At 74.1% G+C, this 12,431-nt stretch carries 11 protein-coding genes; 7 read left to right on the top strand and 4 right to left on the bottom strand.

The features are described 5' to 3' along the window. Positions 1–94: 94 nt before the first annotated feature. The 4 genes from OG462_RS39595 to OG462_RS39580 all read left to right on the top strand — a co-directional run bounded on the left by OG462_RS39595 (position 95) and on the right by OG462_RS39580 (position 5,564). Positions 95–1,471 (top strand): hypothetical protein, encoded by a 1,377-nt coding sequence (locus tag OG462_RS39595; RefSeq protein WP_406065551.1) that lies wholly within the window; start codon positions 95–97, stop codon positions 1,469–1,471. Positions 1,472–1,546: 75 nt separating this feature from the next. After that, positions 1,547–2,812, top strand: a complete 1,266-nt coding sequence (locus OG462_RS39590) for an AAA family ATPase (protein ID WP_406065549.1) — start codon at positions 1,547–1,549, stop codon at positions 2,810–2,812. Then, positions 2,809–4,173: a DUF2201 family putative metallopeptidase gene (locus OG462_RS39585; protein ID WP_406065547.1), complete on the top strand. Its 1,365-nt coding sequence runs from the start codon at positions 2,809–2,811 to the stop codon at positions 4,171–4,173. The genes OG462_RS39590 and OG462_RS39585 overlap by 4 nt, the downstream gene beginning before the upstream one ends. Positions 4,174–4,268: 95 nt before the next feature. Beyond that, positions 4,269–5,564, top strand: a complete 1,296-nt coding sequence (locus OG462_RS39580; protein WP_406065545.1) for a M20 family metallopeptidase — start codon at positions 4,269–4,271, stop codon at positions 5,562–5,564. 37 nt (positions 5,565–5,601) lie between these two features. On the opposite strand, the gene OG462_RS39575 is transcribed toward OG462_RS39580, so the two are convergent. Further along, positions 5,602–6,492, bottom strand: a complete 891-nt coding sequence (locus tag OG462_RS39575) for a LysR family transcriptional regulator (protein ID WP_406065543.1) — start codon at positions 6,490–6,492, stop codon at positions 5,602–5,604. Positions 6,493–6,621: 129 nt separating this feature from the next. On the opposite strand from OG462_RS39575, the gene OG462_RS39570 reads away from it, so the two are divergent. Both OG462_RS39570 and OG462_RS39565 read left to right on the top strand, forming a co-directional pair. After that, entirely contained in the window at positions 6,622–7,893 is a 1,272-nt protein-coding gene (locus OG462_RS39570; RefSeq protein WP_406065541.1) for an MFS transporter, read from the top strand. After that, entirely contained in the window at positions 7,890–8,210 is a 321-nt protein-coding gene (locus OG462_RS39565; protein WP_406065539.1) for a cupin, read from the top strand. The genes OG462_RS39570 and OG462_RS39565 overlap by 4 nt, the downstream gene beginning before the upstream one ends. A 40-nt stretch (positions 8,211–8,250) precedes the next feature. Here the strand turns inward: OG462_RS39565 and OG462_RS39560 are convergent, their stop codons facing one another. Beyond that, positions 8,251–8,769 (bottom strand): tetratricopeptide repeat protein, encoded by a 519-nt coding sequence (locus OG462_RS39560; protein WP_406065538.1) that lies wholly within the window; start codon positions 8,767–8,769, stop codon positions 8,251–8,253. 169 nt (positions 8,770–8,938) lie between these two features. Between OG462_RS39560 and OG462_RS39555 the strand changes: the two genes are divergently transcribed. After that, positions 8,939–10,549: a PHB depolymerase family esterase gene (locus OG462_RS39555; protein WP_406065536.1), complete on the top strand. Its 1,611-nt coding sequence runs from the start codon at positions 8,939–8,941 to the stop codon at positions 10,547–10,549. Positions 10,550–10,602: 53 nt separating this feature from the next. On the opposite strand, the gene OG462_RS39550 is transcribed toward OG462_RS39555, so the two are convergent. Continuing rightward, positions 10,603–11,538 carry a cache domain-containing protein gene (locus OG462_RS39550; protein WP_406065534.1) on the bottom strand — a complete coding sequence of 312 codons (936 nt, stop codon included), beginning with the start codon at positions 11,536–11,538 and terminating at the stop codon, positions 10,603–10,605. Continuing rightward, positions 11,492–12,340, bottom strand: coding sequence for a FadR/GntR family transcriptional regulator (locus OG462_RS39545; protein ID WP_406065532.1), 849 nt, complete (start codon positions 12,338–12,340; stop codon positions 11,492–11,494). Before OG462_RS39545 ends, OG462_RS39550 begins: the two co-directional genes overlap by 47 nt. Positions 12,341–12,431 lie beyond the last annotated feature (91 nt).

Below are 12,431 nucleotides of genomic sequence, written 5' to 3'. Positions count from 1 at the left end.
TCTGGCCCCGCCGCACACCCCTCGATACGATGATCGTGATGACGACCTACTCTGCTATCAGATCGGGGGTCCCGTCCGCGCAAGGTGAGTGCTGATGCTCACTCACACCGCGAACGGCGAAACCCGCCTTTCCCTCTGGCAGCGCGTGCGCGAGTTCGCCGTGCCGCCCTCCATGATCGAGACCGCCGGCCTCCGCCGCTCCGCCGGTGACTGGTCGGGCGCCTGCGCCGCTGCGGGCGTCGACGTCGATCTCGACCTGCGTTCCGCCGCCCACGCGTACGGGCGGGAACTCGCCGCCCTGGTCAGGGCGGATCTCCGGCGACTCGCTCCCGACCTGCTGCGCTGGCACATGCCGAGGTGCGCCCCCGACGGGGTCCTGCGCCCGGGACTCACCGTTCCGCTGGCCCGGTACGACGTCTCCGGGGAGGACGGTTCCCACCCGGTGTACCTCGTGGTGCGGACGGCGCCCGCCTGGGCGGACGCCGGACAGCGGATGAGCCTCGCGCTGTGGGACCGGTCGCGCTCCGCACCCGGCGAGCGCCGCCATCCGCACCCGAGCGCCAGCGGGCGGTACCGACTGGACCTGCACCGCCACCTCTGGGACGCGCAGCGCAGCGACGAGTTGCGGATCCGCTCCGGGGCCGACGCGTGGCCGTCCGTGGATCCGCCGTCGCCGAACGAGGAAGCACCTGGCCGCGCCGTCGACCGTTGGGCGGCGGAGGCCGGAATCCTGCTCCGGGCCGAAGGGCGGGACTCCGGGCGCGTCCGCGTGCGGCTCGCGGCGCGGCAGCAGGTGATCCTCGACGTGACGACGGGCTGTGGATCGGCTTCGGCATCGCCTGCCCCTGCTGCGATGTCTGCGTCGGCATCGCAGGTGCTGCCCGTCCTGCCCGACGCCGCGACCTGGGTGCTGCCCGATCTGGAGCTGCTGCGCGCCGGTCTGATCGAGGCCGGACGGCTGCACCCACTCGTCGCCTCGGCCCTCGTGCCCGACCTCCGGCCGGCCGGGCCGGCCCCGGCCGCGGACCCGCCGGGTCAGCCGCGTCACGTGGAGTGCCGGGGACTCCTTCATCGGATCGGTCTGTCCGACGGTGTACTGGCTCCGCTCGACCACGCCCCTGCCGAGATCCGGCGGGAGGAGCTCCTGGTCGCGCTCGGCGGGCCTCCCCTCCCCTGCCTTCAGGCCATCGACGAGGCGCACCGTCGTCCGGACTGCCTCACCGGTGTCCGCGAACGCCTGGACCACGGCGACACGGCCGGCGCGCTCGCCGTCGTCGAGGGCCTGCTCGGTCCCGACGCCGTACTGCGCAACGGCGCGCTGCGGGACGTGCTGGAAGCGGCTGCCCGGCGGCGGATCACGTACGGGCTCTACCGGGCGGGTCTCCACGGCCCGGGCCCGGGCCGTGCCCTGCCCGGGCCCGACCGTCCTCGGCACCATCGCACCCACCCTCGCCACACCCTCGCCCGCTGACCGAAGCGGGATCAGCCCGCCCACCGGTATCGGCCGCGTCCTCCTGCCCTACGACGAACCCACAGGTGATCACCCATGCCCTTGAGCACCCCGTCCCCGTTCCCCTCCCGGCTCGACGTCGCCGGCGAACTGCTCGCCCTGCTGCGCGACTCCACCACCGAGCCACGCCCCGACAACCAGCTGGAGGCCCTCACCCTCGCGGTCGCCGCCGACCTGCCCGTCCTCCTCTGGGGTGAGCCGGGGATCGGCAAGACGGCAGCCCTGACCCAGCTCGCCGAGGCCCTGGACCTCCCGCTCACCACGGTGATCGCCAGCGTGCACGAGCCGTCCGACTTCTCGGGACTGCCCGTGATCGGGGACGATCCCGCCGAGCAGGGCGTACCGATGGCCCCGCCGGACTGGGCGGTACGACTCGTGCGGGCCGGCCGCGGTCTGCTGTTCCTCGACGAACTGTCCACCGCCCCGCCGGCGGTGCAGGCCGCTCTGCTCCGTCTCGTCCTGGAGCGGCGGGTCGGCGCCCTGCGCCTGCCGCCCGGCGTACGCATCGTGGCTGCCGCCAACCCACGGGCGTCGGCCGCCGACGGCTGGGAGCTGAGTCCGCCGCTGGCCAACCGTTTCGTGCACCTCCAGTGGACCCACGACCACGACGTCGTCGTCCGGGGCCTCGGCGGAACCTGGCCGCGGGCGACACTGCCCCGGCTCGACCCGGAGCGCCTGCCGCAGGCCGTGGACTTCGCCAGGCGCGCGGTGTGCGGACTCCTCGCCGCCCGCCCCAAGCTCGTCCACCAGCTGCCGAACGGCGAAGCCCGGCGGGGTGGCGCCTGGCCCTCGCCCCGCAGCTGGGAGATGAGCCTGTGCCTCATCGCCTTCGCCACCGCTGCCGGCTCCTCCCGAGAGGTGCTGTCGCTCCTGGTCAGGGGCACCGTGGGGGACGGTCCCGGGCTCGAACTGCTGGCGAGTCTGGACCGGATGGACCTCCCGGACCCCGAGACGCTGCTCGCCGACCCGGCCGGCGCCGAACTGCCGGAGCGGGGTGATCTGCGCCAGGCCGCGCTCGACGGTGTGGTGGCCGCGGTCGGTGCGCGCCCCGAGAAGTCCCGCTGGGACGCCGCCTGGGCCCTGCTTGCCAGGGCGGTGGAGACCGGCGCACCGGATCTGGTCGTCGTCCCGGCGACCGCGCTCGCCGCCCTCCGCCGTGAGGAGTGGGACGTGCCGCCCACCATCGAACGGCTCGCGGGGGCCGTTTCGATGTCCCGGCGTGCGGACGAGGCGGCGACCCTTGTCGCGAGCGGCGCGAGGCGCGTGAACGGCGCGACCTCCGCGGCGGCGGCCGCACGATGAGCACGGGCACGGGCGCGCGTACGGGAGCAGGCGTGGGCGCGCGTGCGGGCGCGAGCACAGGCGCGGGCGCGAGCACAGGCGGGGGCGCAGGCGCGAGCACAGGCGCGAGCACAGGCGCGGGCGTGAGCGCAGGCAAGGCCCTCGACCGCGACAAGCTCTTCGCCGCCCGGCTGCTCGCCGTCCGGGCCCGCCCCTATCTGGCGACCGCGTTGTTCGCCCTGCACGTCGTGGAGTCGCGGCGGGTGCCGACGATGGCCGTCGACCGGCACTGGCGCTGCTACGTCTCGCCGGTCTTCGTGGACCGGACACCGGTGGAGGAACTGGCCGGGGTGTGGGTCCACGAGGTGTCGCACCTCCTGCGCGACCACCACGGGCGCGGTGACCGGGTCGCCCGGGAGCGCGGTCTGACCGGCCCGGGCGCCAGGCTGCTGATGAACATCGCGGCGGACTGCGAGATCAACGACGACGTGTTCGAGGACGGACTGGTCATGCCCGAGGGCGCGGTCACTCCGGACTCCCTCGGGCTCGCGCGCGGGGAACTCATGGAGGACTACCTGCGTCAGATCGGCCTCGGCTCCGGTATGCAGCACCTCGCCTGGCTGGACTGCGGCAGCGGTGCCGACGGACTCGGCCGGGAGTGGGATCTGGGGCCGGACGGAGCGCACGGCCTCAGCGAGCAGCAGCGGGACGCGGTCCGTTTCCGGGTGGCGCAGGCCGTCAACGGCCGCCCGGGGAGCACGCCGAAGGGGTGGAAGCGGTGGGCGGAGGAGGTGTTCCACCCGCCGCAGCCGTGGCGGGACCTGCTGGGAGCGGCGGTCCGTTCGGCGGCTTCCACCTCCGGCGCGGGTCAGGACTACACGTACGGCCGCCCGTCCCGGCGCTCGGCGGCGGTCCCCGGCGCCGTGCTGCCGAGCCTTCGGCGCCGACCGCCCCGGGTCTCGGTGATCGTGGACACGTCCGCGTCGGTGAGCGACGCGGAGCTGGGCGGCGCGCTCCTGGAGGTGGCCGCCATCTCCCGGGCCGTGGGCGGCCGCCGCGACCTGGTGACGGTGTTGTCGTGCGACGCCGCGGCCCGCACCGTGCATCCGTTGTGCCGCGCCGAGGGCATCCCCTTGGTGGGTGGCGGCGGCACGGATCTTCGCACGGGCTTCGCACAGGCGCTGCGTGCGGGGCCCCGGCCCGACGTCATCGTGGTCCTGACGGACGGCCAGACGCCCTGGCCCTCCGACCGGCCGCCGTGCCGGACGGTGGTGGGCCTGTTCCCCCGTGCCAGGTCTCTCGCCGGTTCGTGGGACGAGAACGATCCCGACTACGAACCGGACACACCGCCGGACTGGGCGCGCGTGGTGACGATCGGATAGGGGCGGGTACGGCGGAGGGGCATGGCAGCCTGGTGAGGCAGGTGTCCCGTGACCGCGGCCGACCGGCGTCGGCCGGAACGAGAGGGAGTCCCCCGTTGGGCAGCGAGGAGATTCACGACGAACTGGACGAGCGGGCGGCCGGGGTGGCGGATCAGGTGGTGGCCTGGCGGCACCATCTGCACCGGCATCCGGAGCTGTCCAACCGTGAGGTGAACACGGCCCGCCTGGTGGCCGACCACCTGAACTCCCTCGGCCTCGACGAGGTCCGTACGGGCATCGCCGGGCACGGGGTCGTGGGCGTCCTGCGGGGCGGGGTCGCGGGTGAGCGGGTCGTGGCGCTGCGGGCGGACATGGACGCGCTGCCGGTCCGGGACCTGTGCGGGGCGGACTTCGCCTCCGAGGTGGTCGACGCCGACTACCCGGGCGGCCCGTTCCCCGTCTCGCACGCCTGCGGACACGACTGCCACACGGCGGCACTGCTCGGTGCGGCGACGGTGCTCGCGGGGGTGCGCGACCGGCTGCCGGGCACGGTGCTCTTCGTCTTCCAGCCCGCCGAGGAGGGCCCGCCGGTGACCGAGGAGGGCGGGGCGCGGGCGATGGTCGAGGCGGGCGCGTTCGCCGACCCGGTGCCGACGATGGCCTTCGGTCTGCATGTGACACCGCATCCGAAGGGGTACGTGGGCTACCGGATCGGCAATCAGTACGGTGCCTCGACCCTCGTCCGTATCGTCGTCACCGGCAAGCAGACCCACGGCTCCACGCCTTGGGAGGGCATCGATCCGATGCCGGCGGTGGGGGCGGTCCTGACGGGCATCGGCCAGCTGTACCGACAGGTCTCGGCCTTCGACCCGGTCACGGTCTCGATCGGGCACGTCGAGGACGTCGGCCGCTTCAACATCGTCGGGCAGACGGTGACGCTGTGGGGGACGGTCCGCTGCGCGGTGGAGTCCGACATGGCGCAGGTCCAGCAGCGTCTGACGACGCTCGCGGAGCACTCGGCGGCGGCGTTCGGGGCGACGGCGACTGCGGAGTACCTGCAGCCCGTGCCGCCCGTGCACAACAGCGGACCGTGGGTGGAGGCGGGCCTTCCGACCTTCCGTCGCGTGGTGGGCGAGGAGCGCGTGGTGGAGACGGAGGCGACGCTCGGGTACGACGACGTCTCCGAGTTCGTGAGCCGCTTCGGCGGCCTGTACGTGATGCTCGGCGTCCAGGAGGCGGCCCTGGACGCGTCGGGGCGACCGGTGCCCGTACCCGGGGGACGTGGTCTGGTGACCAATCACAACCCGCACTTCTACGCGGACGACGACACCCTCGTCACCGGCGTCCGGCTCCACGCACATGTGGCGTACGACCATCTGACGGGCACGCTCGTCCCCCGCAATGCCGGCTGAGCGGTCGCCGCTACTGCCACCGAATCTCTGACGCAGGTCACTGGGCCCGCACGCTGCCGACCGCCACCACGAACGCCCTGAGAAGGGCGGAGTCGGCGGCGGTGGGCCAGACCAGGCCGTATTCGAGGGGCGGGGCGTCCCGCAGCGGGACGTAGGCGATGCCGGGTCGGGGGTGGTAGCGCCCGCCGCGGTCGGCGCCCGGGGTGACGCCCCGGCCCGCCGTCACATGGGAGAGGACCTCCTGCCAGGTGGCCGCGACCGGACCCCGTGGGACAGGCGCTCCGGACGGGGTGTGCCGGGGGTAGTGGTGGTCGAGCCAGTGGCGCGGGTGGGCACCGCCGGTGGTGATCAGGGGCAGGTCCGCGAGGTCCTCAAGGCCGAGGGACGGGCGTCCGGCCAGCGGGTGGGCGGCGGGCAGCAGCAGGACCCGGTCGTCGCGGACGACGACGGGGCCGGTGGTCAGCTCCGGCTCGCGCACCGGGAAGGCGGTGAGCTGGATGTCGAGTTCGCCGTCCTGGAGGGGCCGGACTCCGCCGTCGAGGGGGACCTCGTGGACGGAGATCTCGCAGCCCGGGTGGCGGGCGAGGAGGGCGTCGGCTGCGGCCGTGAGCAGTTCGGCGTCCCAGGGGGTGCCGAAGCCCGCCCGCAGTCTCCCGTGGATGCCGCGTCCGGCCGCGGTGGCGCGCTCCAGGGCCGTGCGGAGCTGCCGATGGACGGGCAGGAGGTCCTCGTACAGGCGCAGGCCGACGGGGGTGAGGGCGACGCTGCGGCTGGTGCGGGCGAAGAGCGGGGTGCCGACGCGGCGCTCCAGCTTCTTCACGGTCTGACTGACGCGGCCGGTGGAGACGCCGAGACGCTCGCCGGTGCGCCCGAAGTGGAGCTCCTCGGCGAGCGTGAGGAACGTTTCCAGTTCGTACCGTTCGAGCACGGGACCTCCTGTGCGACCGCTTTGATCGTTGAGTGTGACTCAACGCCGGTTTCATGATGACACCTTGTTCCGCCGGGGCGGGGGCGGGGAGCCTGGAGGCATCCCCCTCCCCCGTACGGAAGAGACTTCGTGGACCCACGTGCCACCGCCCCGACCCCGTCCACCGCACCCGCCCGGCCGGTGAACGTCCTGCTCTTCGCCGTCGCGGGTGCGGTCACCGTCGCCAACATCTACTTCCCGCAGCCGCTCCTCGCCGCTGTCGCCCGGGGTCTCGACGTGTCGGTGCGGACGGCGGGGCTGATCGCCTCGGCCGCGCAGATCGGGTACGCACTCGGCATCCTGCTGCTCGTACCGCTGGCCGACACAGCGCGGCTTCGACGCCTGACCTCGGTGCTGCTCGCCCTCACCACCGCCGCGCTGCTCGTCGCGGCATCGGCGCCCGGCGTGGTCACGCTGGCTCTCGCGACGCTCGCGCTGTCCACCACGACGGTGCTTCCGCAGATCCTCACCCCGGTGGCGGCGGTACGCGCGGGCCCCGGGCGGCAAGGCAGGGCCGTGGGCCTCGTCGGTCTCGGGCTCACGCTGGGCTCGACTCTCTCCCGTACGGTCGCGGGCGCCGTCACCGACGCGAGCGGCACCTGGCGGGCGGCCTATCTCGTGGCCGCCGTGGCGACGGCGGCACTGTTGCTCGTCCTGCCCCGCCGACTGCCCGAACGGCTGGGGTCGCGCGGTCACACCTCGTACGCGGGGCTCCTCGCCGGGCTGCCCGGGCTCCTGGCGGCCCACCGCGCGCTGCGGGTCTCGGCACTGCTCGGTGCCTGTGTCTTCGCCGCGTTCAGCGTCTTCTGGGCGGTGCTCGCCTTCCACCTTGCGGCCCCGCCGCTGGGGTACGGGCCGGGCGCCGCCGGGCTCTTCGGCGTGCTGACCCTGCCCGCCGCCCTGCTCTCGGCGACGGCCGGGCCGCTCACCGACCGGTACGGGGCCCAGGTCGTGAGCGCCGGCGGGCTGGTGCTCACGGGGCTCGGGCTCGGCGTGGCGGGCCTGGCCCCGTACTCCCCCGTGGCCCTGGTGGCCGGGGCGAATCTGCTGGTGGTGGGTGTGAGCTCGTGCCAGGTGGCCAACCAGGCCCGGATCTTCGGGATCGGGCGGGCGGTGGCGGCGCGGGTCAACACGGTCTTCATGCTGGCCACCTTCGGCGGCGGGGCCCTCGGCTCCCTCGCCGGGTCCTGGCTGTACGCGGAGCACGGCTGGGCCGCGGCCGTGCTCGCCGCCGGGGCGTTCGTCGCCCTGGGCGGGCTCGTGGCCGTGTGTTCCGCACGACCGGCGGCCCCGAGTTGCGTCCCGGACGTCACACGGGAGGCTGGGGGTATCCGCCCGCGCACCCCGCAGGGAGAGTCATGAAGCTGGACCTCACCGCCCTCGCCGACGAGCACATGGCCGCGGCCCGCACCGCGCCGCACGGGCGCAGCGCCCAGCGGGTGGTGCACGACGGGGTGCTCCGGCAGAGCGTCATCGCCCTGACCGCGGGCACGTCCCTGGACGAGCACAACACTCCTCCGGCCGCGAGCCTGGAGGTGCTGCGGGGCCGGGTGAAGCTGACGGCGGCCGGCTGGGCGGAGGAGCTGTCGGCGGGCACGCTGCGGATGCTCCCCAAGGAGCGGCACGGGCTCACCGCCCTGGACGACTCCGTGGTGCTCCTGACGGCGGTGAACGACTGACCGGACGCTGTCAGGTGTCCCGTCACTCCGTCGCGTCCCGTCATTCGGTCGCGTCGAGGTCCTCGGCGTAGTGCTCGATGGCCCGGCGGTACTGCCGTACGGAGGGGTCCTCGCTGGTGGCGGCGAGCAGGCGGAGCAGCAGACGGGTCGACTCGTGGTGCCGTCCGGTGTTGTAGAGGGCCATGGCGAGGAAGGCGCGCAGGGAGCCGTCCTCGGGGAACTCCTCGACGGCTCCGGTCAGGAGGGCGACGGAGTCCTCGTACCGGCCGAGGACGCGGTAGGTGCTGCCGAGGCCCAGGAGCGCCCCGCGCCGGTCCTCGGCGGCGAGGCCGGTGCCCACGGCGCCACCTCCCGCGAGGGCGCGTTCGTAGTACGGCACGGCTTCCGCCTCCAGACCGAGGACGTCGTGCGCCCAGGCCGTCTGGTACGCGATCTCCGCGTCGTCCGGGTGCAGGGCGGCCAGGTCGACGAGCCGCTCGCGGGCCTCGTCCTTGCGGCCCTCTTCGCGCAGCGCGACCGCCTCGGCCAGCCGGCCGTTCTTCTCCTCGTGGTGATCCATGCCGGCATCCTCGCAGCTCGCGCCGGGCGCCCCAGCAGCGGCTGCCAGGTGACGGGCCGCCATACCGGGCGGGCCGGATTGTGGCGTCCTCGCCCATGGAGGAGGGCTCCGGATCGCCCGTAGCCTCCCGGCCGACCCTCCGTCAGGAACGAGCCGCCCGGGAGATCCCATGCGTTCACCCCGTCCCACCCGTCGCCGCGGGTCACGCCGGTTCGCGGCGCTGCTGCTGTGCGTCGCCGCGACCCTGTTTCCCACCGCGGTCCCTGCCGGGGCCGCCGCTCCCCCGCCGGTGCCCGGCACGCTCCAGGGGTACGACATCGGCTCCGTTTTCAGTGCCGGGGTGTCGTCCGGCGGCTATATGGCCACCCAGCTGCACGTCGCCTACTCCGGTACGTTCGAGGGCTCCGCGGCCTTCGCCTCGGGGCCGTACGACTGTGCGCGCGGCCAGCTCGCCACCGCGCTCAACGCCTGTATGGACACGACGCAGAACCTTCAGCTCGCCGCCCTGGAACAGGCCACGCGCGACCGTTCGGCGCAGGGCCAGGTCGACCCGGTGGCGAATCTGGCCGGTGACCCGGTGTACGTGTTCAGCGGCTCGGGGGACTCGACGGTGAAGCGGCCGGTGGCGGACGCGCTCGCCGACTACTACGGCCGTTTCGGCGCCCGGGTCCAGTACAACCGGTCGACGGCCGCGGGCCACGCCTGGATCACTCCGCTCGGCCCCAACTCCTGCACGGTGACGCAGACGCCGTTCCTCAACAACTGCGGGATCGACGCGGAGGGGGCGCTGCTCGGGCATCTCTTCGGATCGGTCGCGGCGCCGGGTTCCGGCACCGGCGGCTCGCTGATCCGCTTCGACCAGAACGCGTACGCGCCGGGCGGCTCGGCGGCGGCCCTCTCGATGGGCGCCGAGGGCTTCGCGTACGTCCCGGCGTCCTGTGCGCAGGGGGCGCGCTGCAAGCTCCTTGTGGCCCTGCACGGCTGCAAGCAGGGGTACGCGTACCAGGGGTTCGGAACCCGGTTCGTCGAGGGCGCGTACCTGAACGAGTACGCGGACACCAACGCCATGATCGTGCTGTATCCGCAGGCGGCACCGACCGGCACACTGGAGAACCCGAACGGCTGCTGGAACTGGTGGGGCTACCTGGGTGACACGGCCTACGCCCGGCACGGCGGACAGCAGATCGAGGCGATCATGGGCATGGTGCGGGCCCTGCGCGGCACCGGGACGCCGCCGCCCACGGCCGATCGGACGGTCCTGTCCAGCACGGATGCCGAGGACGGGTACGTGAAGGCGGCCGCGGACGGCTCGGGGTCGGCGGTCGGCACCCTGGAGGACGTGTACGGGCTCGCGCTCGGGCGGGGCACCGACGGCAAGGTGAACAGGTCGGTGGTCTCCTTCGACACCTCGCGGATTCCGGCCGGCAAGGAGATCACCCGGGCGTGGCTGACCCTCACCCGGTCGAGCGGCTCGGGCGATCCCTGGGCGTCGCCGGCGGGCAACCGGCTCCAGGTGGACCTGCGCACGGGCTGCTTCGGTGGATGTGCGGTCGAGCCGGCGGACTGGGCGGCGGTGGCGTCGGTGGCGGGCGCGGCGCGGATCGACGCGTTCTCCGCCGGGAGCGCGGTGTCGACGGATCTGTCGGCGGAGGCGCTCGCGGCGCTGAACCGGGGCGGGGTCACGCAGTTCCGGCTCGGGTTCGCGTCGGCGCCGACCGGGACGGCGTACCTCTTCGTGAACCAGGCGACGCCGGTGACGCTGACGGTCGAGTACGCGTAGTCGCGGAGGCCGGGGCTCGTACGTCGGCCCCGGCCTCGTGCCGCCTGGCGGCCTCAGTCCTCGGCGCTCTCCGCCGCGCTCTGTGCCGTGACCAGGACGAGCGGGGTGCCCGAGCAGGGCAGCAGGCGCAGGCCGCCCTCGGCGCGGTGCTCGGCCGGCGGTCCCGCGAGGACGGCGCCGAAGTCGGGTCCCTTGGTGAGGGATCCGACGAGGTGGGCCGGGTCGGTGGAGGCGGCGACCCGGCCGCGCGCGTTGACCAGTCGGGCGGGTGCGGGCAGCCGCTGGAGCACGGGGAGCACGGCCGCCTCGAAGTGACGCAGGTAGACGTCGGCGGCGGCCACCCCCACGAAGCGGCCGTCGAGCGTGACCGGCGCGGAGAGCGTGAGGCTGTACTCGTCGGAGCACAGGTAGTCGACGTACGGCCCGGCGACGGCGCGGCTGCCGGTCTCGCGGGGCAGGGTGTACCAGTCCCAGTGGGTGTAGTCGGAGTACGCGGAGTGCTCGGGATCCAGGTCGAGCAGGAGCGGCCGGACGGCGCCGCCGGGGCCGCGCTGCCACCACTCCAGCCAGCCGGGCACGTCGCCGAGGAGCCCGGGCGCGGCGACGAAGCCCACGCCGGAGACGAGCGGGTGGCTGTCGAGCCGGGCGCGCAGCCCGGGGCGCAGGGCGGTCAGGTCGCTCGCGCGGGGCTCCCGGCCCGCGCCGGCGAGACCGGCGAGGAGGTCGCTGGTGTCGGCGCCGGTCGCGGCGACGGCGAGGAAGACCTCTTCGAGGGTGTCCCGGACGCGGGCCGCGGCATCGTCGAGTGCGTTCGGGGCAGAGTCCGAGGCCGGGTCCGGTGCCTCGTCGAGCGTGCTCCGAGCAGGATCCGGTGCCTCGTCGCGCGTACTCCGAGCCGGGTCCGGTGCTTCGCTCGGCGTGGTCCTCCCCCTGCGCGGGGTGTCAGCCGTGGCCGCCGCGCGGCCCGCGAGCCCGGTGCTCCTGCCCATGTGTGTCCTCCTCGGAACGAGGCTCGGGTGCACGCCCGGGGGTGGCGAGGCGCAGCGCGATCAGCCGCCCCACCGACTCCTGTACGCACGTCTCGGCGAGCGTTCTGGCCCGCTCGTCGGCCTCATCCTGCACTGCGGAGATCACAGCGTGGTGACGATCCGACACACTGCGCAGACAGTCGGGCGCGTCGAGGACGAGGCACAGCAGTGCGCCCAGGTCTGTCTGGAGGGCGATCTCCTCGCGGGTGAGGCGGGCGGACTGGGCCGCGGCGGCGAGTTCGACGTGGAAGCGTCCGTAGAGCCGGCTGCGGGTCGCCGGGTCCTCGGCGGTGGCGAATTCCTCGGCCGTACGGACGAGGGGCCGCAGGTCACCGGGTTGGGTGCGCCGCGCGGCGAGCAAGGCGGCCGCGCCGGAGACGGCGGCCCAGTGGTCGCCGAGATCGCGCAGCTCCTCGGTGGACCAGTCGGCAAGGCGGGCCCGCAGGCGCTCCTCCGGAGGGCTGTCGGGCAGGGTGACGAAGCTGCCGCCGCCTCGGCCCCGGCGGGTGGTGACGAGTCCCTGCTGGCGCAGGGCCATGAGGGCTTCGCGCAGGGTGACGGTGGAGACGCCGAGCTGTCCGGCGAGCTCGGTCTCGCCGGGCAACTGCTCCCCGTCGGCGAGGAGTCCGAGCTCGATGGCGTCGCCGATGCGGCGGACGACGGTGTCCACCCGCGCCCGGGTGTCGACGGGCGTGAAGACGGCCCTGCGGGCGGTGCCCGTCCCGGCCGCGCCGCCGATCTCCGGTCTGCCGTCTGGTCTCACGGTTAACCACCTCGTGCGTCGAGCGTTGACTCAGCCTTTACCTTAAAGGGGTCTTGAGATTTGAACTATGACTTCATATGTTTGCGCTCAC

The sequence above is a fragment of the Streptomyces sp. NBC_01077 genome (genome assembly GCF_045162855.1).
Lineage (GTDB): Bacteria > Actinomycetota > Actinomycetes > Streptomycetales > Streptomycetaceae > Streptomyces.
The sequence above is the reverse complement of the archived record's forward strand: the minus strand, read 5'-3'. Positions and strand labels throughout refer to the sequence as shown.